Genomic DNA, 22,520 nt, shown 5'->3' on the forward strand with positions numbered 1-22,520 from the left:
CACTTTCTCCTTCAATCGGGAGAAAGTGTTTTTTGTTTGGTCTGCTTCTGCTGTATTCTATTGAAGGTATGTAGACAGAGCCACATGATGATAAAAGCTGCTGAACTGCCTCCGAATATAAAGGGAAGGGCCGGGGCCAGCTGAGTGATAAAATAAAGTGAAGCAAGGCAGAGGATCATCAATACGGTGTGGACCGGACTGATGAGCATAATCAGCAGAGCCTGTTTGATGAGCTGTCCAACTTTGAGGTCATAATGCACAAAAACTGGAAAAAGAAAAAGAAGGAACAGCAGAAAAAGCATCATGAACACGAGTGAAGGGACATAAGCCCAGGTGAGCACATCAAAGCCGGCCTGGGTGGACCAAAGATTGAAGCCGGCCAGGGAACCGGTGATTATGATAATGAGGCCCAGGCGATTGCCCTTCCAGAAATCCTTTTTATAATATGAAAGGAAGCTGGAGAATAGGGGTGTGTCTGTTTTCCCCCTCAGCCAGTCCCTTGTGATGGCAAACATGGCGAGGGTGGAGGGAAAGAACCCAAAGAGGATGCCTCCTGCAAGAGTGAATAGTATCCATAAGAGATTCATATAAGCGAAACGGGTGATCCATTCAAATAACCGGTATAAAACGCTGCTTACCATATCTGAAGCCTCCAATTATCCTTAAGTAAAACCTATTATACTGGAATAAAAATCATTTCGCAGTATTATAGGTTATCTTTGTTTATTCAATAGACAAACAAATGAAATATTGATATAATTCTTTTGAAAGCATTTACATTTTATAAAAAGATAATCTAAAAGAATCTGCTCAAAAGATTCTCAAAGAACTTTATTATGATTCTGGGAGGAACGAAAAATGGCTTATTTTAACATTGAAAAGATTAAATATGAAGGTTCAGCATCAACCAATCCATTTGCGTTTAAATTTTATAACCCGGAGGAAAAAATCGGCGGCAAAACAATGGAAGAAATCCTGCGTTTTGGTGTAGCTTACTGGCATACGTTCACAATGGACGGCTCTGATCCGTTCGGGACCGGGACAATGCTCCGCCCTTGGGATAAGTATACGGGAATGGATCTTGCAAAAGCTCGCGTAGAGGCGGCATTTGAATTTTTTGAAAAGCTGGATGTGCCATTCTTCTGCTTCCATGATGTAGATATTGCACCAGAAGGAAGCAGCCTGAGAGAAACTAACCAGAATTTAGATATCATTGTAAGCATGATTAAAGATTATATGAAGGACAGCAAAACAAAGCTGCTTTGGAATACGGCGAATAACTTCACGAATCCACGCTTTGTCCATGGTGCTGCAACTTCGAACAGCGCGGATATTTTTGCTTATGCAGCAGCGAAAATCAAGAAAGGCCTCGAGGTCGGCAAAGAGCTGGGCGCTGAGAACTATGTGTTCTGGGGCGGCCGTGAAGGCTATGAAACACTGTTGAATACAGACATGAAGCTTGAGATGGATAATCTTGGCCGCTTCATGCACATGGCAGTCGACTATGCGAAGGAAATCGGCTTTGATGCCCAGTTCCTGATCGAGCCGAAGCCAAAAGAGCCGACTACCCACCAATACGATTTCGATGTGGCGACAGGTTATGCGTTCCTGCAGCATTACGGATTGCAGGATCACTTCAAATTCAATATTGAAGCAAACCATGCAACATTGGCCGGCCATACGTTTGAACATGAGCTTCACTATGCACGTGTGAACAATATGCTTGGCTCTGTCGATGCCAACCAGGGTGATCCATTGCTTGGCTGGGATACAGATGAGTTCCCGACAGACTTGTATTCTACTACACTTGCAATGATCGAAATCCTAAAAAATGGCGGACTTGGCCGCGGCGGGCTTAATTTCGACGCCAAAGTAAGAAGGGGTTCATTTGAGCCTGAAGATCTTTTCCACGCCCATATTGCGGGGATGGACAGCTTCGCGGTTGGCCTGAAGGTCGCTCAGAAGCTGATTGATGACAAGGTGCTGGACAATGTGGTTGAAAACCGCTATAAGAGCTATACAGAAGGCATCGGCCTTGAGATCGTTGAAGGAAGGACAGACTTCCATAAGCTTGAGGAGCATGCATTGGGCTTGAGTGAAGTGAAGCACCAGTCCGGCCGCCTCGAAAGCATCAAGGCTACAATCAACCAGTATCTGTTAAGGGCTTATGCCGGCGAGTAACTCTTAGAGGGTAGGTGCACCAATGAAATATGTGATCGGCGTTGACTTAGGAACAAGCGCGGTAAAGATATTGCTGGTCGACCAGGAGGGGAATGTGGTCCAGGAGGTTTCCAAGGACTATCCCCTGATCCAGGAGAAGACCGGCTACAGCGAGCAGGATCCGAAAGAGTGGGTAAATCAGACAAGGGCAGGGCTGTCTGAACTGCTCCATAAATTCAGCGGTAATCCTGAAGACATTGAGGGACTCAGTTTTTCCGGGCAGATGCACGGCCTTGTCCTTCTGGATGAGAACCGTGAAGTGCTGCGGAATGCGATCCTGTGGAATGATACAAGGACAACTGCACAGTGCCATGAGATTTACGATCGGGTCGGCGAAGAGAGGCTGCTTGAGATTACGAAGAATCCGGCGCTGGAAGGCTTTACACTGCCGAAACTGCTCTGGGTAAAAGAGCATGAGCCGGACATCTATAAGCAGGCCAGAACCTTTGTCCTGCCAAAGGATTATGTAAGATTCAAGCTGACAGGCGAGCTGCAGATGGAATATTCCGATGCGGCGGGAACGCTGTTATTGGATATTGCGAAAAAAGAGTGGAGCAGCGAGATTTGCGATCTTCTCGATATTGACGCTGCACTTTGCCCTCCGTTGGTTGAATCTCATGAAAAGACGGGGAATATCACTCCAGAGTTCGCAGCAGCGACCGGCCTTCCGGCTTCTGTCCAGGTGTTTGCAGGCGGCGCCGACAATGCCTGCGGAGCGATCGGCTCAGGGATCCTGGAAGAGGGGAAAACCCTTTGCAGCATCGGTACCTCTGGTGTGGTCCTGTCTTATGAAAGCAGCAGCGATAAAGACTTCGCGGGAAAAGTCCATTATTTCAATCATGGAGCCGAGGATGTTTTTTACACGATGGGAGTCACCCTTGCAGCAGGCCACAGCCTGAGCTGGTTCCGGAATGTGTTTGCCGCGGAAGAGAGCTTTGAGGAATTGCTGGCTGAAGCAGGAACGGTTCCGCCAGGTTCGAACGGCCTGCTGTTCACTCCTTACATATCCGGGGAGCGCACCCCGCATGCGGACGCAAGCATACGGGCAAGCTTCATCGGAATGGACAGCTCTCATGAACGCAAGGAATTCGTCCGGGCTGTTATGGAAGGAATCACTTTCTCGCTGAACGAATCTTTGGCTATCTTCAGAGAGAATGGCAAGAAAATCGATACCATCGTATCTACCGGTGGCGGCACGAAGAATGAAGACTGGCTGCAGATGCAGGCGGATATCTTCAACTCCAGGATTGTAAAGCTGTCGAGTGAGCAGGGTCCTGGCATGGGTGCGGCTATGCTTGCCGCTTACGGATGCGGATGGTTTTCTTCCTTGAAGGAATGCGGCGATGCCTTCCTGAGGGTGGAAAAAGAATTTGTACCGGATGCAGGAAATGCGGAGATCTATCAAGAATTATTCCATGTATACCAGGAAGTCTACGGGCAGACAAAAGCACTTAATGAAAAACTGCTGGCCTATCGAAAATAAACATAATGAAAACTGAAGGCTGCCCTGGAAGGATGCATCATATATGCAATGCTCCCGGGGCGGCCTTCAAGGTTTCAGGATAAAAGAAGGAGTTGGCGAAATGAAATATAATCAGCTGGGCGATACCGATTTGAAAGTAAGTGAACTGAGTTTCGGCACTTGGGCAATCGGCGGCTCATGGGGCAAGACAGATGACGGAGAAGCGCTCAAAGCTCTGGAACGCGCCATGGATGCAGGCGTCAATTTCTTTGATACGGCCGATGTGTATGGTGATGGACATAGCGAGGAGCTTTTGGCGAAGGCCACGAAAGGCAAAGAAGATTCCATCCATATCGCTACAAAGTTCTGCCGCAGCGCTGATATTTATGATCCGGCAACCTATTCAATGGATAGTGTCCGTTCTTTTTGCGAGAATAGCTTGAAAAGGCTGGAGCGGGAGGCAATCGACCTTTATCAGATTCATTGTCCGCCTATGGAGATTTTGAAGGATGGCAGCGTTTTTGAAGTGCTTGAGCAGCTGAAGCAGGAAGGAAAGATCCGCTATTATGGCGTCAGTGTGGAAACGGTCGAGGAAGGAATCTTCTGCCTGGAAAACACAGGAGCAAGCGCTCTGCAGGTCATTTTCAACCTGTTAAGGCAAAAGCCGCTGGAGGAGCTTTTCCCAATGGCTATGGAGAAGAAGGTTGGAATCCTTGCGCGTGTGCCGCTGGCCAGCGGGCTTCTTACTGGAAAGTTTTCAAAGGATACCACGTTTGAGCAGGATGACCACCGCAGCTTCAACCGCAATGGGGAAGCCTTCAATGTAGGCGAGACGTTCGGCGGACTTGATTTTGGAAAAGGCGTCGAGCTCAGCGAGCAGGTGAAGTGGATTGAAGAAGGCAGAGGCAGCATGGCAGGAGCCGCCATCAAATGGATTCTTCAGCAGCCTGAGGTATCCACAGTCATCCCGGGCTTCAGAAATGTGAAGCAGGTGGAGAGCAATCTCGAAGCACTGGAAGCAAAACCGTTCAGTGAAGAAGAGCTGCAGAGATTGAAGGACTTTTATCAGAAGGAAGTGCATGCCCATATCCGGGGCGTATATTAATAAGCAAGGCCTCCAGCTTTGGCTGGAGGCCTTCTTTTGGGGCCAGGGGGGTTGGGCCAGGGGGTCAGACCCGGTGGCGCATTCCCTAAATCGGGCCAAGGGACCTGACCCCCTGGCCCATCGCTGTCCCGTTTTAGGCTTACATTGCTTTAGAACGTTTTGTTTCTGCAGGAGCCTTCCACAGGCTTTCCATCTGTTCGAGGGATTTGCCTTTCGTTTCAGGCACATACTTCCAGACGAAGATGGCTGAAAGGACGCTCATCAGGCCATAGATGCCGTAAGTCATGCCGCCGCTGAATTCCATCATCATCGGGTAGGTGGAGGAGACAAGATAGTTGGCACCCCATTGCGCGGCAACCGCAATTGCTACCGCCTGGCCGCGGATCCGGTTCGGGAAGATCTCGGAAATCAATACCCAGCAGATCGGACCCCAGGACATCATGAAGGAAGCGGTATATACAATAATGAACAAGAGCGTGCTGAGGCCGATGATATTGGCAAAAGCGAGACCAGCGACACCGAACATGCCGACCGCCATTCCGATTGAGCCGACGATAAGGAGCGGCTTGCGTCCCCATTTGTCGACTGTCATGATGGCGATGACTGTGAAGACGACGTTGACCAGTCCCATGACGATTGTCTGCAGCATGGAGGCATCCTTTGCAGCGCCCATGCTTTCAAAAATACGCGGAGCGTAATAGAGAGCCACATTGATGCCGACAAATTGCTGGAAAACGGATAGCAGGATGCCGATGACAATCACTTTCTTTCCAAAAGCAAAGGTGGACATTTTCTCGGCAGTTGCATTCATGGAACCTTTGATTTCGCTGAGGATCTGCTTAGCACTTGCCGGGCCGTTGATCTTTGAAAGAATCCTCAATGCGCTTTCGTCCTGGTTCTTCAGAGACAGATAGCGTGGCGTCTCCGGCACGAAGAAAAGGAATATGAAGAAAAGCAGGGCCGGGATGACCTCTGAAAGGAACATATATCTCCAGCCGGTTTCATTGATCCATTCCACTGACTGCCCGCGTGCGATTCCCCAATTGACAAAATAAACGACCAGCATGCCGAAGATGATGGCAAATTGATTGAAGGAAACGAGCCGGCCTCTGATGGCTGCCGGGGCGATTTCCCCTATGTACATCGGCACGATGGCGGAAGCGAGGCCGACACCGATGCCGCCGATGATGCGGTAAAGATTGAATGTCAGCAGAAGGCCGATAGTAGGTTCACCTGCTGAGAAGAAGAGAAACTCAGGGTAAGCTGAGCCAAGGGCTGATAAAAGGAATAATACGGCTGCAATGATCAGTGATTTTTTGCGGCCAAGAGCTGATGAGAAATAGCCGGAGATCAGTCCGCCGATGATGCAGCCGATCAGGGCGCTGGAGATGGTGGCTCCATGAATGAATGAGCTTAAGCCCAGGCTATCGACCAGATAGGTCTGGATCGATTTCTCGGCTCCGGATATGACCGCTGTATCGTAGCCAAAGAGCAGGCCGCCAAGAGTGGCAACGAGTGTAATCGAGAAGATGTAAAGCGAACCATTATGCTGTTTCGTCATGTGTGAAGGCAGGTTTCATTATACTGGAATGGGAGTTAAACGCTTACATTGTTACGGTGAGTTTTGAAGCGTTTACATTTACCGGCGTAAAATGAAAGTCACTGCCTATTCCCTCCCCTGCTGATAATTTTTTTACAATAATGAATAATTGAATTATAGCAGACTGCTTTAAGTTTGTCTAATGAATGAACTAAGTTTTTGGTAGGAGCCAAGGGGTCTGACCCCCTGGCCCATGAATTGACAGAAAAGCTGCAATAGTATTTAATGGATTCTGGAATAGGCGGGCAGCATGGTGCTGCTTGCTTTTTTAAATAATTTTAGTTAAATAACCTGGAGCTAATGGGTAAAGGCTACTAACATGGAAGAGTGCGGAAAAAGACTCAAAATGAAAGGAAGAAGGAAGATTTATGACTGCTTCTGAGAGTGCAAAAAACGTAATTTACACAGATTTGAGAGGAAAAGAGCTTCTATCGAATCCTTATTTAAATAAAGGTGTTGCTTTTACAAAAGAAGAGAGGGATGACCTTGGGCTTCAGGGCCTGCTGCCGACCCAGGTGCTGACTCTTGATGAGCAGGCAAAGCGTGCGTATGAGCAGTTCTCCAGACGGACGAACAATATGTTCAAAAACGGAGTGCTCTATGACTTATACAATCGTAATGTAGTCCTGTTCTACCGTCTCCTCAGGGATCACTTGAACGAGATGCTGCCGATCATCTATACACCGACTGTCGGTGAGGCGATCCAGCGCTATTCCCATGAATATCACCGCCCAGGCGGACTCTATTTAACCATAGAAGATCCGGAGGAAATGGATAAGGCATTCGAAAACCTGAATAAGCCGCATGATGGAATCGACCTTATTGTTGTGACTGATTCTGAAAGCATCCTTGGCATCGGCGACCAGGGCGTAGGCGGGATCAATATCGCAATCGGAAAGCTCGCTGTCTACACAGCGGCAGCCGGCATAGACCCAAGCCGCGTGCTTCCGGTCGTGCTTGATGTAGGGACAAACAATGAAACCCTGATCAATGATCCTCTTTATATCGGCAATAAATTCCCGCGTGTCCGCGGCGAGCGCTATGAGCAGTTTGTCGACCAGTTCGTTGTAACTGCACGGAAATTTTTCCCGAATGTCCTTCTTCACTGGGAAGATCTCGGAAATGTTAATGCCCGGAACATCATGGAAAAATACGGCAATGAAATCCTGACTTTCAATGACGATATCCAGGGTACCGGGGCGGTTACACTGGCTGCCGTCATGTCTGCCCTGAAGGTGACCGGCGGATCATTGAAGGACCAGCGCATCCTTGTTTTTGGACCAGGGGCGGCAGGAATCGGAAACGCTGACCAGATGGCAGAAACAATGATACTTGAAGGCCTTGACCGTGAAGAAGCATATGACCGCTTCTGGGCATTTGACTATCGCGGACTGCTGACGGAAGAAACGCCTGATGTCCTGAAATTCCAGAAGCCTTATGTGCGGAGTGCAGAAGAAGTCAAGGATTGGGAAAGAGACGGAGCTGACACGATTACTTTATTGGAAGTGGTGAAGCGGGTCAAGCCGACGATCCTGATCGGCACCTCCGGCCAGGCCGGCGCCTTCACAGAGGAAATTGTAAAGGAAATGGCCAAGCATGTTGAAAGACCGATCATCATGCCAATGTCCAACCCGACTCTTCTTGCTGAAGCGGTGCCTGAGGATCTATTCAACTGGACCGGCGGCAAGGCGCTTATTGCCACAGGAAGCCCGTTTGCGAATGTGGAGTATAACGGAATCAGCCATGAAATCGGACAGTCCAATAACGCATTTGTTTTCCCTGGCCTGGGCCTTGGGGCAATCGTTGCCAAAGCTGAAATTATCTCAAAAGGCATGTTCGCCGCTGCAGCCAATGCAGTTGCCGAGAAATCTGACAGCAGCACGCCTGGTGCGTCCCTGCTGCCGGCAATCACTAAACTGGCTGATGTATCAAGGCATGTCGCCATCGAAGTAGCCAAGGCTGCCGTCCAGGAAGGCATCGCCAAAGCCAAGATCGATGACATCGAACAAGCAGTCGACAATGCTATGTGGAAGCCTGAATACAAACAAATTAAGAGTAAATAGCGGTACAAAGGGGACAGTTTTTGCTGTCCCTCTTTTTTTGGATTGGGTGGTGGGCCGGGGGGACAGGTACAGTGGCCCATTCTCCGAGCGGGAAAAGAGAAGGAATCTATCTGAAAGGTCTGGACTTTTTTCCATTTGTTTGTAAGATAGAGAAAGAAGTTTATAAAGCAGAACTGGCACTGCGACTTAAAGGGGAAGCTTATTTGAAAAAGATTACTTCATATATGGATTTTAAACGTGTCATCTATCTGTATATGATTCCTTTGTTTCTGTTGGCAATGGTTAGTTATAATCTTATGGAAAATGACTCGGAAGACAATTTGGAAACATATCTGACAAGGATTTTGATAGCTTGGAATATCATCAGCTGGGCTGCTGTTTATAAGAGAAAGTTTTTGCGTGCTTTTGAGCTCGCCACTTTGGCGATCATCAGTGCTGCTCATATAGCCATCATATATGATGGTGTCTTTAATTATATCGGAAAGGGGAAGGAAGGGGCATTTGGGGTCTCTGCCATCTGGGTTCCGGCAGTTATTTTGATTTTCTTCCTGATTTTAAAAGCAAAATGGGGAGCTATTTATTCTCTTTTCATTTTTGTCATCATTTTTGCTTTTGGGCTGATGAATTTCACAAATGCCTCTGATGAAAGCCTTGAGTCACTGGCTCAGTTTTATGTTGCTTACCTTTTTTATATTCTGGTATTCTATATGGCCCTCCATCTTTTCAAGCTTTTTGCAGAGCTTGAAAGCATGAAAAGGGTCGCCTTTACTGACTCGCTTACCGGCATTGCAAACCGGCTTCAAATTGATGGGTGGCTTGAAGAATGGATAAAAAAATCAGAAGGCTTTTCTGTTATCTTCTTTGATATCGACCATTTTAAATGTGTCAATGATACCTATGGCCATGATGCAGGTGATCTTGTCCTCAAACAGCTGGCATCACTCGTCAAACAACCACTGACAGGCGCTGAGCTTTTTGGGCGCTGGGGAGGGGAAGAGTTTATCATTCTTACCCCAAAGACAGGGGAAAGTGCAGCAAACCTGGCTGAGAAACTGAGAAAGGTGATTATGGAAAGCAGCTTTGCTCCGGCAGGGAATCAGACTGCCAGCTTTGGCGTTGCCCAGTATAAAAGAGGCGATACTGTAGATTCCCTTCTCTCAAGAGCTGACCAGGGACTTTATAAATCCAAACATGAGGGGCGGAACCGGGTGACGTTTGGGGATGAGGGACAGATTTAATGTCCCTTTTTTTTTTTTCAGTGACAAGGTGCCGGTCTCTTCGTCCGGTGCCTTTTTTTATTATCATAGTTAGTAGAACAATGATGAGCAGTACCGTGCTAAAGCTTGGCTTAGATTTCTGTATAAAGACACTCCTCATTTTTTTCAAAAGTAAGAACTGTCTCATCAAACTCATTAAATAGCGCAATATAGCCTTTAGCGGTTTTCAATCCTAATCCTTTTAGTGTGATGGGGTGACCTCCTTGTGCTGTTTCAATCAAGTCTGCCCCCTCTACTGGACTGCCGGCGAAAGCAGAAGTGCCGTTTATCGCATTTTTTCGCCATTCAAGCTTTATATCCCTGGATCCATACCATATTATACTTTCGTTTAAATCAATTGCATTCCAGCTTACAGCGATTTGATCTTTAAACGAACAAAACTCCAGCTGCTGTCCTCCTATTAGTAAGACGACTGGACAATCACCCCATAATTCACCGCTCGACACTTCGTGGACAGTCCACATCTCACATAGATTTTTATTGACCATGGATCTAAGGCGATTGCCGTGATTCTTTATGAATTCCAAATGGTCTTCGTAGAAAACTGGTTTGTAGTTTTTAATGCCAAGCATGAAGAAGCCTCCTGTTTTAATATGGATGGATCATATTAACTTTAGCAGGAGACTCTGCTTTTTGAAATGCTAATATTTCTTGTTTTTTGGGCCAAGGGACCTGTCCCCCCGGCCTCACAAAGGATTTGCCGATTGGAGTGGAGAATAGTAGTGTCAGGGACTTTGGAAAGGAGCGGGAGCGATGGCGGAGCAGAGTGTGATGGAGATTTATAAACAAAGCCTCGGAAAGTATACTTTGGAGCAGCTGAGGCAGATTCCGGCTGAGGGGGTGTGGTCTCTGGCGCAGATGTATGATCATGTGATTGTGGTGGCCGATGAATATTTGGATGAAGCGGAAGCGTGCGCTAATGCTGAGCCTGTACAGGGCAGAGGGAAAACGGAATTTGGCGAAAAGCTGTTCGGGGCAGGAGGCTTCCCGCCTGTAAAAATCAGGCTGCCGGATGAGATGAACCAGCCGCCGGACAACTCAGGTACTTCAGCTTCTTTGCTCGAAAGGCTTGTGCAGCTGGAAAGAAGGATGAGGGAGCTGGGGAAAAAACTGCATAAGATTCAACCTGACCTTAAAACTGAGCATGGAGGCTTCGGCTGGCTGAACGCCAAGGAATGGCATCAGCTGGCAGAAATGCATTTCCGGCATCACCTCCGGCAGAAAGGGGAGCTGGAGGAGAGGCTGGGGATTTAAGATTAAGCCAGAAGTAACTGCTAAACAATGCTATAAAGTGAGAGTTTCAGCATTGTAAGAGGGAGGGATGAAGGCTGAAGTACCTGTACCATCATTGGTTTCCATATAACTGAAAAATAAATTCATAACCACAAACAAAATAATGACCAAAGCCAAAACACCAGCAAAGATGAATACGGCTACTTTCTTGCCAGACATAATGTGTCCTCCTTTTCCTTATTTTTACGTATTATATCATAATGTTCCGCCATTTTGTGGTATACTAATATCCAACTAAGAGCGAAAGGAATGATGGGTGGACGATGGATAACTGATCTTATTTTTTCTCGATTGAAATTGCATATTTCAATTCACACAAAAAATAGGATTAGTCTGCCCATTTTTCATCTATACATCATTCAGCCATTAAGATTAATGGTTTATTTGCTGATGCATGGTACGGCTAATCCTTCCAATTAATTGGGAGGATTTTTTTGGTTCTCCCATTAAAGAGAGGGAAGATTGTATGAAGGAAATTTTGAAACTGAATGATCTTAGCTATGAAATCACGGATTTGAGTTTGTTTGAAGGTGTGAATAGCAGTGTCCGGCAGGGGGAAGTGATCGGCATCATCGGAAAAAATGGAGCCGGAAAATCCACTCTGCTGCAGCTGATTACCGGCGAGAGGCAGCCTTCAAGCGGGCAGATTCAGTGGGTCGGACAGGAAGCGGAGGTCAGGATGGTGGAGCAGGAAACCGAATCTTATATATCCGGGCGCCAATCTCCATTAGAAATAAAGCTGCTGGAAAAATGGCAGGTTCCTGATGGAGGCTTTGAGCTGATGAGCGGCGGGGAGAAGCTGAAGGCCCGGCTCGCAAAGGGCTTTGCTGCGGGTGCAGACCTGCTGCTGCTCGATGAGCCGACCAACCATCTGGATGAGCAGAGCATGAAAATTTTGAAGGAACAGATTGAAGCCTATAAAGGGACGATCATCCTCGTCTCCCATGACCGCCACTTTTTGGATGATGCGGTTTCTAAAATCTGGTCGATCGAGGATAAGCAGCTGATTGAGCATAAAGGAAATTATTCCAGTTATATGGAGGTCAGGAGGCAGAAACGGCTCGCACAGCAGCGGGAATACGAAAAGCAGCAGAAAATGGTCGAGCGGATTGAGGGACAGCTGAACGAACTGAGCTCCTGGGCAAACACCGGCCATGCCAAATCAACAAAAGAGGAAGGCTTCAAGGAATATCACCGCGTGAAGGCGAAGCGCCTTGATTCACAGGTGAAATCCAAGCGGAAGCGGCTGGAAAAGGAGCTGGAAAAATCAAAGGCAGCCCCTGTCGCGCCTGAGCATGAGGTACGCTTTTCAATTTCGGCAAACACAAAACGGGGCAAGCGGTTTTTAGAAGTGAAGAATCTTGCAAAATCCTTTGATGGACGCAAGCTGTTTGAAGGGGTGCATTTTACAGTCCAGCATGGCGAAAGGGTAGCCATAACGGGGCCGAACGGCAGCGGGAAGACCACTTTCCTGAAAATCGTCTTGGGAAAGGAAACAGCAGAGGGAGAGGTCTGGATGTCGCCGGCAGCGAGTGTCGGCTATTTGACGCAGGAAGTATTCGATCTGCCGCTCGAAAAGACACCGGAGGATCTTTTTTACCGGGAAACGTTTGCGGAAAGAGGGAAGGTCCAAACATTGATGAAGCATCTCGGCTTCACGGCATCGCAGTGGAAGGAGCCGATCGGGAAAATGAGCATGGGCGAGCGGGTTAAATGCAAGCTGATGGAATATATTCTGGAGGAAAAAGATGTGCTGATCCTTGATGAGCCGACCAACCATCTTGACCTGCCGTCGCGCGAACAGCTTGAAGAAACCCTGTCAGCATTTCCAGGGACACTTCTGGCAGTGTCGCACGACCGCTATTTTCTTGAGAAAATAACCAGCAGCAAGCTCGTTATTGCTGACGGGACTATTCAAAGGCAATTCGGCCAGGAACCGGAGACAAGGGATGACCGGGAAGAACTGCGTATGAAGCTTGAAACCGAAAGGCAGGAAGTGCTTGGCAAGCTCAGCTTTATGACGCCGAAAGACAAAGATTATCAGGAGCTGGACCGGAAATTTAATGAACTGAGCAGGCGGATAAGGGAGCTTGGCTAAATTTGGGACGGTTTCTGGGCTGAGGCAGGCTGCAGAGGGCGGATATTAGCAACTTTCCGGATATATTAGCAAGTTTTTGGTTTTATTAGCAACTTTACCCATATATTAGCAGGTTTCCCGTTTTATTAGCAGCTTCCCAATTATATTAGCAACTCGCCTTATCAAAAGTGCAAATCAAAAGGAGCCCTGCCGCCGCAGCAGGGCTCCTTCCTTTTGTATCCATAAACCCGGCTTAAAGCACTTTGCCAAGAAAAGCCTTAGTCCGTTCATGCTTAGGGTTGCCGAATAATTCGCCTGGGACATCTTCTTCAACAATGTATCCGCCGTCCATGAAGATGACGCGGTCCCCGACTTCGCGGGCAAATCCCATTTCGTGAGTGACGACGACCATTGTCATGCCTTCGCGGGCAAGATCTTTCATAACCTCGAGAACTTCCCCGATCATTTCCGGATCGAGGGCAGAGGTAGGTTCATCAAACAGCATGACCCTTGGTTCCATGGCAAGTGCCCTGGCAATGGCGACACGCTGTTTTTGCCCGCCGGATAATTCGCCGGGATAGCTGTCCGCTTTTTCCTCAAGGCCTACTTTTCTAAGAAGCTCGAGGGCTTTCTTTTTTGCAGCTTCTTTGTCGATGCCCTTTGTTTTTATCGGGGCCAGCGTAATATTCTGCAGCACTGTTTTATGAGGAAAGAGGTTGAAGTGCTGGAACACCATCCCGACTTCCTGGCGGATTTTATTGATGTTGATTTTAGGGTCGGTTATGTCATTTCCATTCACGATGACATGGCCATCCGTGATTTCCTCGAGTTTATTCAGGCACCGCAGAAAGGTGCTCTTTCCCGAGCCTGAGGGGCCGACGACACAAACTACTTCCTGCTCTTTTACCTCTGTACTGATATCTTTCAATACTTCGAGTTCGCCGAATGATTTTTTCAGATTATTGACTTGGATTACGCTCATCGCAGCTGATATCTCCTTTCGATAAAGTCGCCGAGCTTGGTGAGCAGGTAGATCAGTATGAAATACATGAGCGCGACCATGCCCCATATTTTAAAAGGTTCATAGGTCGCCGATACGACGACTTGCCCTCTTTGAGTCAGTTCGGCGATTCCGATGACCGACAGGAGGGAGGTGTCTTTCAGGCTGATGATGGCCTGGTTCACAAAAGTCGGCAGCATCCTTCTTAAAGCCTGGGGCAGGATGATATAGCGCATCGTCTGTGCACTGGTCAGCCCCAGTGTGCGGGCAGCTTCTGTCTGCCCTTTGTCGATGGACTGGATGCCGGCCCGGACAATTTCAGCTATATAGGCGCCTGCATTGATGGCGACTCCAACAATCCCCGCTGTTACAGGCTCAAGCGAAATGAACGAAAGTGAATTCAATCCAAAGTAAATAAAAAATAATTGAACGAGGAAGGGCGTTCCGCGTACAAAGTTGATGAACCAAATAGCGATCCACCTTAAAGGCGGAATCGGGGAAAGGCGGAAAAGTGCTGTGATCAGCCCGATGATGAATCCAAACAGCAGACCGAGAACGGTGATATATGCAGTCAGTTTTAGCCCGGCCCATAAGACGGGGAGGGCTTCCATAAAAATGTCCAAATCGCTGCTCCTCTCTATCTAGAAAAAGACAGCGCGCTTTTGGGGAGCGCGCTGAGCAAATTCTTACTCTTCAAGATAACGGCCTAAAATTTCATCATATGTGCCGTTATCCTTAATCTTCTGGAGGCCGCTATTGATTTTTTCCAGCAGCTCCTGGTTTTCGCCTTTTTTCACACCGATGCCGTACTGGTCGCCGGTCAGGCGGTCTCCGACGGTTTTCAGATCAAGGCCGCTTGTTTTAATGGCGTAAGCGATAACCGGATAGTCTTCAATCAGCACGTCTGCGTTCCCGTTGGCCACTTCCTGGAACATGGACGGGCTGTCATTGAATTGGCGGACTTCTTTTATGCCGGCTTCCTCTTTAATTTCCTCGGCATGCTCCGCGCCTGTTGTACCATTCTTAACGGCGACCACTTTCCCTTTTAAATCGTCTATACTGGTAATGTCGCTGTTATCTTCTGAGACAACAAGGGTCAGCCCGGCATCAAAATACGGGTCTGAAAAATCGACTTTTTCTTTGCGGTCATCTGTGATGCTCATGCCAGCGATGGCTACATCAAGCTGATCAGCCAGGATGGCCGGGATGATGCCGCCAAAATCCATAGGCTTCAATTCAATTTCAAAGCCTTCTTCCTCTGCAATGGCGTTCATGATATCAATATCAATCCCTTTATACTCGCCGCCTTCTTCAAACTCGAACGGAGGATATGTTGTATCCGTCCCAACAGTGTAGGTTTTGCTTCCGCCGTCACCGGAGCTCTCTCCATCCCCGCTGCTGTCTTCATCTGTGCCGCATGCAGCAAGGACCAGCATCACTAGCATCATAAAGCTGAATAATTGTATTTTTTTCATCTAACCCCTCCAAATCTATTGTTTCATAATTCGCTACATTGACAATGTTAGCAAAAGTTTACAGGTGATTTCAAAGGAAAAGGCTTTCAGCGGGAGAGTTGGGTGGGTAATGTGTCCCGGTTTTGGGTTGTTAATGTACAGGGAGAAAAGGCTTTGTGAGGCAGTTTTGTGTGAGGAAAAGGAGGGGCAAAAGGTCCAGTACCTGCGTTTCAAAAGATTCCGAACCAGCGGTACGTGGAATCTTCCCGTTTACAAATAAAGGATAATATGAGATAATACAGAAAATTGTGAAGGGGGAAGTAAGTTTATGGAACCAACTAATTGCCAATATTAATTGATTTTAAAATTAATATGTATTTTGTATTGAGTGTTCAATTGCCTAATCTAGTTAGGTCTATTTGTTATGCTCTTTATGGAATGATGGCAAATTAGAAGGAAACTTACTTTACTCCACCGGGTTTATAATTTACGGGATCAGTCCGGCAGCTATTGGCTGCTCCAGAGGCTGAAATGGGCTTATTTTGTGATGGGCACATTTCAGGCTTGACTGGCGATAAATTATAATAGCATCCAGGCTGCAGGAAGGGATATCTTCTTGCAGCCTTTTTATATGCGGAAAATTGAATAGTTGGAAGATCTTCTTTGCCTTGTCCATAAAAGTGTAGCAGCCAATATGGATGAAAGAAGGAATAAAAGATGCTCGAATTAAAATTGAACGGAATCAAAAAATATATGGAAGCCACACTGATCATGAGGAATGTATCGCTTGAAGCATTTGAAGGGGAGAAGATTGGGATTGTCGGGGCCAATGGCTGCGGAAAGAGCACCATCCTGAAGCTGATCGCGGGGATTGAAAAGATGCATTATTATCCGGGCTATCCGCAGACATCCAGTCCCGGCTATGATGAAGGCCTGATTCATTTTCCAAGAGGGGCGAGCAAGGCGTATCTGGAGCAGTCGCCGGTTTTCCCGCCGGGCTTGACGGTGAAGGATGTGCTGAGTCTTGCTTTTGAAGAAATCGATGAGATTGAAGCACGCATGCGTGAACTGGAAGAGCAGATGAAGGTGCTCAAAGATAAGGAGCTTGAAAAAGCCTTGAACCAATACAGCGATCTGGTTACGCAGCTTGAGGCGAAGGGCGGCTACGAGCGGGAAGAGAAGCTTGGCAAGGTGTGCACCGGATTAAAATTCAGCGAAAGCTTTTTGAACACAGATTTCGATCAATTGAGCGGCGGGGAAAAAACGACCGTTGTGCTCGGTAAGCTGCTGATCCACAATCCTGACATCCTCCTGCTGGATGAACCGACGAATCACCTTGATATGGAAGCGATCGAGTGGCTGGAGGGTTATCTGAAAAGCTGCAGGGGCATAGTCCTGATCGTCTCGCATGACCGGTATTTCCTTGACCGCACCGTAACGAAGATAGTCGAGATTGAGGATATGGAATCGATCACTTATAAAGGCAATTATTCTTCTTTTATCAGCCAGAAGGAAGAGAATATGCGGATTCAATATGAACATTTCCGTGAGCAGCAGAAAAAGATCAATGGGATGGAAAAGACGGTGTCCGACCTCCGCGACTGGGCGATGAGGGCGGATAACAATAAATTCTTCCGGCGGGCAGCCAGTATCCAGAAGAAGCTTGATAAAATGGATATCATTGAAAAGCCGGTCTTTAAACGAAGAAACATGCGGCTTGATATTAAAGCCTCCCAGCGCTCAGGCAAAGAAGTCATCAAAGCAGAAGGGCTGTGCAAAAGCTTTGATGGCAAGGTTATTTTTAAAAACAGCGGCCTTTTGGTCCAATATGGAGAAAGAGTCGGTTTGCTTGGTTCTAATGGCAGCGGCAAAACCACCTTCCTGAAGATGCTGCTCGGCGAGGTGCTGCCAGATGGAGGCACAGTGGAGCTCGGCGCCAATGTGCAGGCAGCCTATCTGCCGCAGAAAATCGTGTTCAATGATGAAGAGCTGACCGTACTCGAGGCCTTCCGGGAGGGCATTTCCATTGTGGAAGGAAAGGCCCGCGAATATCTGGCTAAGTTCATGTTTTATAAAAAAAGTGTCTTCACGAAGGTGAAGCAGCTGTCAGGCGGAGAGAGAATCAGGCTGAAGCTGGCGATGCTGCTATACCAGGATATCAATCTGCTGATCCTGGATGAGCCGACCAACCATCTGGATATCCCATCGATCGAAACACTGGAGGCTGCCTTGGAAGACTTTGAAGGAACCATCTTCTTCATCTCGCATGACCGTTATTTTATCAACAGAATCAGCGAAAGAGTGATTGCAGTAGAAGATTATTCGCTGAAAAACTACCCAGGCAACTATGATTCCTATAAAATGATAAAAGAGCAAAAAGCCGTCCAAGTGATGCTAGTGCCTGAGGAGAAAAAGAAGAATCAGCATTTCTCTCCAAAACAGGAAGCGTCAGCTGAGAAGGCTGAAGCAAGAATACAGCGGCTTGAGCAGGAGTTAAAAGAGATTGATGCATGCATGTCAGAGGCCGGGAGTGATTATGCCCAGCTCAATCTGCTGTATGGCAGGAAAGAGGAATTAAATAAAGAACTGGAGGAAGCCATCGGGCTTTGGCTGGAATGAAAGTTCCTCAGTTTCATCAATAAATTGGGACAGCGTGCCTGTCCCGTTATTACAGGAGTGTGTAAAAGTGGATAATAATGATATTTTAATTCGGTGCAGGTATGCAATGGATATTAAGAACAGCGATGTTGTTGAGATATTTAAGCTCGGCGGCATGGAATTTACGCGGGAGGAAGTGCTGCTGATTCTGACAAAATCGCCTGATTTAGAGGAGGATGAAGCTCCAGCGGCAACGGATAGGCATATTCCGTGCACAGATGAAATGCTGGAAACGTTTTTGAATGGATATATTGTTTTTAAGCGCGGCCGTCAGGAACCAAAGCCAGGTGAGCCGGAAGCGCCGCAGGTCAGGCTGTCTGACAATGAACATCCGAATAATCTCCTGCTGAAAAAGCTGAAAATAGCATTGTCCCTGACAAGTGAAGATATGCTGGATGTATTCAAACTGGCAGGACTCACAGTGACTAAAGGAGAGCTGGGCGCTTTTCTCAGAAAAAAGGGCCATAAAAACTATAAAGAATGCGGAGATAATTTTGCCCGTAATTTCTTAAAAGGATTGACGGTTAAATATAGAGGAGAATGACAGTATCATGCTGCACACCTATCAAGGGGAAACGATCAGTTTTCAGATTGTCCATAAAAACAGGAAAACGGCCGGGATTTATATTGATGGCCTTGGCCACATTGAAATCCGCGTCCCTAAAGGCACAAAAGATGAAAGTGTGCTGAAGCTGGTTGAGGAAAAGTGGGAGTGGATCCTGGAGAATATCCAGGAAATGAAGGACCGGCTGCAGGGGCCGAAGGAACGGAGCTATGACCGTGATGAGAGTTTCCTCTACCTGGGGAACTCCTATCCTATTGAAGTGACCGCGGATGCCGGGGTTGAGCAGGATTATGCTGCAGTGGACGGCGGTAAGCTGCGCATTTTTGTGAAACAGCCGGGGGATGAACAGATCCAGCAGGCATTGAAGCGTTTTTACTATCAGCAGTGCAAAGCGCTTGTTGAAAAATATCTTCAGGCCAATCAGCAGCATTTCAAAATGAAGCCGCAATCCTTCCGCATTTCCGACAGCCCGGCAACATGGGGTACATGCGACTCCAACCGCAGGCTTACGTTTAACTGGAAGCTGGCGATGGCTCCGCCGAAGGTGATTGAATATGTGGTGATCCATGAAATGTGCCATATGATGCACATGAATCATGACCGCTCCTTCTGGCGCCTTGTCGGCAAGCTGATGCCGGATTATAAAGAGCAGGAGAGGTGGCTGGCGCTTTCAAGCTGGCAGATGACGGTTTGAGCGGAATTTGAGGGACACCAGCCTGGGGGCTGGTGTTTTTTTGAGTTGGCGGTAATAGCAGTTTTTTTGTTAGTTGCTAATAAAAAGTGAAAGTTGCTAATATATCTGGAAAGTTGCTAATAAAAAGGAAAAGTTGCTAATAAAATCCAAAAGTTGCTAATATACCGGAAAAGTTGCTAATAAACGGCTCATCGAGTCCGCAGCACCCCCAAAATTGTTCCTCTATTTGGGACTGAGAATGTAAAATTCGGCTGGCATGCGATATCTAAAGCTAAATTTACAAAACATGATCTGTTTAAAGCACCATTTACCTTCCAAAACCTGAACCCAGCCCAAAACGGCATACCATACCACACAAAAAAGCTGCCCTCCAGCACACTAAGCGCAATCGGGCAGCTTTTTTCAATGTATCAGCTGTCTAAGAAATCATCTTCCATATAGCTTGGATTCGGATATTTATAGAACCCTTCGCCTGTTTCTCTTCCAAGCTTGCCTTTATCGATATAATCGCTCTTCAGCATTTCAGCCAGTTTGGCGGATTCTGCCATGCCGGCCTGGCCTTTGCCGTTCGCGATATTGTAGGCAGTTGTGATGCCGACGATATCGAGGATGGCGAATGGGCCTTTTGGCGCTCCGGTTGCGATCATCCAGGTTTTGTCGATGGTTTCCGGATCGGCAACACCGTTTAAGAGCAGCTTCTGGCCTGCTTCCAGGAATGGTACAAGCAGTGAATTCAGGATATAGCCCGGCTGTTCCTTGTGCACAGGAAGGGCTACCATGCCGATTGCTTTCGCAAACTCGATAACATCGTCGAATACTTCCTTGCTTGTGCCGGGATGTCCCATTACTTCTGCTGTATTGTTTGTCCAGATTTCATTCGCAAAGTGCAGTGCCAGGAATTGTTCCGGACGGCCTGTCGCGTCAGCAAACTGGCTTGGCAATAGAGTAGATGAATTAGTGGCAAAGATGGTTTTCTCAGGTGCCACAGATCCGAGCTTTGTATAAAAATCAATCTTGATCTGCACGACTTCTGGAACTGCTTCAATCACGAGGTCAGCATCAGCAACAGCTGCAGCCAGGTCACTGTGGAAGGAGATGCGCTCATAGGCTGAATTTACTTCTTCTTCACTGGCCCTAAGGTCCTCCTGGTAGCGCGGCTTCAGCTTTCCGATTCTATCTCTTGCACGGTCAAGTGCCTCGTCGTTGATATCATAAACAGATACATTGAACCCTTTAAATGCTGTCTGGAATGCGATCTGGCTTCCGAGCACTCCGCTTCCGGCAACGGTTACATTCTTGTAATTCATAGAAAAAACTCCCTTTCTATTTATATCGTTCTTTAGATGTATTACCACTTTTATTATAGACCTAATCTGTGAAATTATAGAAGTATAATGCTTAGGTGAAAAGGACTATATGCCTGGTTTTAAAAAAAGATGATGCACAGAAGTTACGCAAATTTCAGACTTTCAAATCACTCCTCCCGTGCATTCCGCGCGTCAACTCAAAAAGGAAAGGGTATAATAAAACTATCGACTGCAAACAGGACTTTTATGTCAAAAACGTAAAGGGGATACAATGACAAACAGCAATAGAACAGGATGGAAGCTGGAGAACAGCTATGCACGCCTGCCGAAGATGTTTTTTACAAGCCAGGATCCGAATCCTGTGGAGGCGCCGGAGCTGGCAATTCTGAATGGCCCATTGGCCGCTTCACTCGGACTGGATGCTGAAGAGCTTCAGAGTGCTGAAAGCGTCAGCATTCTGGCCGGGAATGAAATGCCTGAAGGAGCGGCGCCGCTTGCACAGGCATATGCAGGGCATCAGTTTGGTCATTTCAATATGCTTGGGGACGGTCGTGCGCTCTTGATCGGCGAGCAGATCACCCCGGAAGGCGAACGGTTTGATATCCAGCTGAAGGGCTCGGGGCGGACCCCTTATTCCCGCGGCGGAGACGGCCGGGCGGCGCTCGGGCCGATGCTGCGCGAGTATATCATAAGTGAAGCGATGTACAGCCTCGGGATTCCGACGACCAGGAGCCTCGCCGTTGTCACGACAGGGGAAATGATCCGGAGGGAGACCATGCTGCCGGGAGCCATTTTAACGAGGGTAGCTGGCAGCCATCTCCGGGTCGGCACCTTCCAGTTCGCCGCGCAATTCGGTGAGAAGGAAGATGTAAAAGCTCTCGCGGACTATGCCATCACCCGCCACTACCCGGAAATAGAGGGACACGAGCAGCCTTATCTTGAACTCCTTAAAGCGGTCATCAGGCGGCAGGCTTCATTAATCGCCAAATGGCAGCTGGCCGGGTTCATCCATGGGGTCATGAATACCGATAATATGACGATCAGCGGCGAGACGATCGACTACGGCCCATGTGCTTTTATGGATACCTACAATCCTGAAACAGTCTTCAGCTCCATTGATGTGCAGGGACGCTATGCCTACGGAAATCAGCCGTACATGGCCGGCTGGAATCTGGCCCGTCTGGCGGAGAGCCTCCTGGTTCTTCTGCATGATGACCAGGACCAGGCTGTTGAGATTGCCCAGAAGGAAATTTCCGGTTTTATGGACATTTACCAGGGCAACTGGCTGGAAGGTATGGGAGCAAAGCTTGGAATCTTCTCTGTTGAAAAAGAAGACAAAGCGCTCGTCGATGAACTCCTTTCCCTAATGAAGGAGCACCAGGCTGATTATACGAACACATTCAGGGCCTTAACGATCGGCAGGGAAACAGCTTTAGAGGGCAAGCCGGGATTTGCCGATTGGCATGATAAATGGAAGGCACGCTTGGAAAAACAGGATAAAACATCTGAAGACAGCAAAACGCTGATGCAAAACAGCAACCCGGCAGTGATCCCGAGGAACCATAGAGTGGAAGAGGCCTTGGAGGCGGCTGTTGAAGGAGACTACAGTGTGATGGGCAGGCTCCTGAATGTGCTGGCAAAGCCATATGCCCATTCGGAGGCTGAAGAGGAATATTGCACCGGTCCCGATGATGATGGCAAGGGCTATATAACTTATTGCGGAACCTGATCAGCAGGAGCGTGCC

The 22,520-nt window shown here is 47.7% G+C and carries 19 protein-coding genes; 11 read left to right on the forward strand and 8 right to left on the reverse strand.

Annotation, left to right across the window (positions count from 1 at the left end):
* Positions 1-11 precede the first annotated feature (11 nt).
* On the reverse strand, positions 12-641 hold the full coding sequence (locus LCM00_RS18815) for a YesL family protein (protein ID WP_224904959.1): 630 nt from the start codon (positions 639-641) through the stop codon (positions 12-14).
* 217 nt (positions 642-858) lie between these two features.
* Here LCM00_RS18815 and xylA point away from each other — a divergent pair, with 217 nt between their 5' ends.
* The 3 genes from xylA to LCM00_RS18830 all read left to right on the forward strand — a co-directional run bounded on the left by xylA (position 859) and on the right by LCM00_RS18830 (position 4,787).
* A complete protein-coding gene (gene xylA, locus LCM00_RS18820) occupies positions 859-2,181 on the forward strand; it encodes a xylose isomerase (RefSeq protein ID WP_224904960.1) in 1,323 nt (440 codons plus the stop codon).
* A gap of 22 nt (positions 2,182-2,203) precedes the next feature.
* Complete coding sequence (xylB, locus tag LCM00_RS18825; protein ID WP_224904961.1) at positions 2,204-3,703, forward strand: xylulokinase; 1,500 nt, start codon at positions 2,204-2,206, stop codon at positions 3,701-3,703.
* A gap of 100 nt (positions 3,704-3,803) precedes the next feature.
* Positions 3,804-4,787, forward strand: a complete 984-nt coding sequence (locus tag LCM00_RS18830; protein WP_224904963.1) for an aldo/keto reductase — start codon at positions 3,804-3,806, stop codon at positions 4,785-4,787.
* A gap of 139 nt (positions 4,788-4,926) precedes the next feature.
* Here the strand turns inward: LCM00_RS18830 and xylE are convergent, their stop codons facing one another.
* Positions 4,927-6,348 (reverse strand): D-xylose transporter XylE, encoded by a 1,422-nt coding sequence (gene xylE / locus LCM00_RS18835; RefSeq protein ID WP_224904964.1) that lies wholly within the window; start codon positions 6,346-6,348, stop codon positions 4,927-4,929.
* Positions 6,349-6,755: 407 nt separating this feature from the next.
* On the opposite strand from xylE, the gene LCM00_RS18840 reads away from it, so the two are divergent.
* A complete protein-coding gene (locus tag LCM00_RS18840; protein ID WP_224904966.1) occupies positions 6,756-8,450 on the forward strand; it encodes an NAD-dependent malic enzyme in 1,695 nt (564 codons plus the stop codon).
* A gap of 71 nt (positions 8,451-8,521) precedes the next feature.
* On the forward strand, positions 8,522-9,688 hold the full coding sequence (locus tag LCM00_RS24770) for a GGDEF domain-containing protein (protein ID WP_224904968.1): 1,167 nt from the start codon (positions 8,522-8,524) through the stop codon (positions 9,686-9,688).
* Positions 9,689-9,798: 110 nt separating this feature from the next.
* On the opposite strand, the gene LCM00_RS18850 is transcribed toward LCM00_RS24770, so the two are convergent.
* Positions 9,799-10,299 (reverse strand): hypothetical protein, encoded by a 501-nt coding sequence (locus tag LCM00_RS18850; protein WP_224904970.1) that lies wholly within the window; start codon positions 10,297-10,299, stop codon positions 9,799-9,801.
* A gap of 181 nt (positions 10,300-10,480) precedes the next feature.
* On the opposite strand from LCM00_RS18850, the gene LCM00_RS18855 reads away from it, so the two are divergent.
* Positions 10,481-10,981: a DinB family protein gene (locus LCM00_RS18855; protein ID WP_224904972.1), complete on the forward strand. Its 501-nt coding sequence runs from the start codon at positions 10,481-10,483 to the stop codon at positions 10,979-10,981.
* 30 nt (positions 10,982-11,011) lie between these two features.
* On the opposite strand, the gene LCM00_RS18860 is transcribed toward LCM00_RS18855, so the two are convergent.
* Positions 11,012-11,179: a hypothetical protein gene (locus LCM00_RS18860; RefSeq protein ID WP_224904974.1), complete on the reverse strand. Its 168-nt coding sequence runs from the start codon at positions 11,177-11,179 to the stop codon at positions 11,012-11,014.
* 307 nt (positions 11,180-11,486) lie between these two features.
* Here LCM00_RS18860 and abc-f (LCM00_RS18865) point away from each other — a divergent pair, with 307 nt between their 5' ends.
* Positions 11,487-13,118: a ribosomal protection-like ABC-F family protein gene (abc-f, locus tag LCM00_RS18865; protein ID WP_224904976.1), complete on the forward strand. Its 1,632-nt coding sequence runs from the start codon at positions 11,487-11,489 to the stop codon at positions 13,116-13,118.
* A gap of 232 nt (positions 13,119-13,350) precedes the next feature.
* On the opposite strand, the gene LCM00_RS18870 is transcribed toward abc-f (LCM00_RS18865), so the two are convergent.
* The 3 genes from LCM00_RS18870 to LCM00_RS18880 all read right to left on the reverse strand — a co-directional run bounded on the left by LCM00_RS18870 (position 13,351) and on the right by LCM00_RS18880 (position 15,572).
* Positions 13,351-14,079 (reverse strand): amino acid ABC transporter ATP-binding protein, encoded by a 729-nt coding sequence (locus LCM00_RS18870; protein WP_224904978.1) that lies wholly within the window; start codon positions 14,077-14,079, stop codon positions 13,351-13,353.
* The gene (locus LCM00_RS18875; RefSeq protein ID WP_404802179.1) at positions 14,076-14,720 is read right to left on the reverse strand and encodes an amino acid ABC transporter permease; all 645 of its coding nucleotides are present in this window, start codon (positions 14,718-14,720) and stop codon (positions 14,076-14,078) included. The genes LCM00_RS18870 and LCM00_RS18875 overlap by 4 nt, the downstream gene beginning before the upstream one ends.
* Positions 14,721-14,783: 63 nt before the next feature.
* Positions 14,784-15,572: a transporter substrate-binding domain-containing protein gene (locus LCM00_RS18880; protein WP_224904980.1), complete on the reverse strand. Its 789-nt coding sequence runs from the start codon at positions 15,570-15,572 to the stop codon at positions 14,784-14,786.
* A gap of 696 nt (positions 15,573-16,268) precedes the next feature.
* Between LCM00_RS18880 and abc-f (LCM00_RS18885) the strand changes: the two genes are divergently transcribed.
* From abc-f (LCM00_RS18885) to LCM00_RS18895, 3 genes are all read left to right on the forward strand, one after another.
* The gene (abc-f, locus tag LCM00_RS18885; RefSeq protein ID WP_224904982.1) at positions 16,269-18,170 is read left to right on the forward strand and encodes a ribosomal protection-like ABC-F family protein; all 1,902 of its coding nucleotides are present in this window, start codon (positions 16,269-16,271) and stop codon (positions 18,168-18,170) included.
* A gap of 67 nt (positions 18,171-18,237) precedes the next feature.
* Positions 18,238-18,753 carry a YehS family protein gene (locus LCM00_RS18890; RefSeq protein WP_224904984.1) on the forward strand — a complete coding sequence of 172 codons (516 nt, stop codon included), beginning with the start codon at positions 18,238-18,240 and terminating at the stop codon, positions 18,751-18,753.
* 7 nt (positions 18,754-18,760) lie between these two features.
* Positions 18,761-19,468, forward strand: coding sequence for a M48 family metallopeptidase (locus LCM00_RS18895; RefSeq protein WP_224904986.1), 708 nt, complete (start codon positions 18,761-18,763; stop codon positions 19,466-19,468).
* 410 nt (positions 19,469-19,878) lie between these two features.
* Here the strand turns inward: LCM00_RS18895 and LCM00_RS18900 are convergent, their stop codons facing one another.
* Complete coding sequence (locus LCM00_RS18900; protein ID WP_224904988.1) at positions 19,879-20,775, reverse strand: 3-hydroxyacyl-CoA dehydrogenase; 897 nt, start codon at positions 20,773-20,775, stop codon at positions 19,879-19,881.
* A 271-nt stretch (positions 20,776-21,046) separates the two neighbouring features.
* Between LCM00_RS18900 and LCM00_RS18905 the strand changes: the two genes are divergently transcribed.
* Positions 21,047-22,504 (forward strand): protein adenylyltransferase SelO, encoded by a 1,458-nt coding sequence (locus tag LCM00_RS18905; protein ID WP_224904990.1) that lies wholly within the window; start codon positions 21,047-21,049, stop codon positions 22,502-22,504.
* The last annotated feature ends 16 nt before the right edge of the window (positions 22,505-22,520 follow it).

Source organism: Bacillus infantis (assembly GCF_020171945.1).
GTDB classification, from domain to species: Bacteria; Bacillota; Bacilli; order Bacillales; family Cytobacillaceae; genus Bacillus_AB; species Bacillus_AB infantis_A.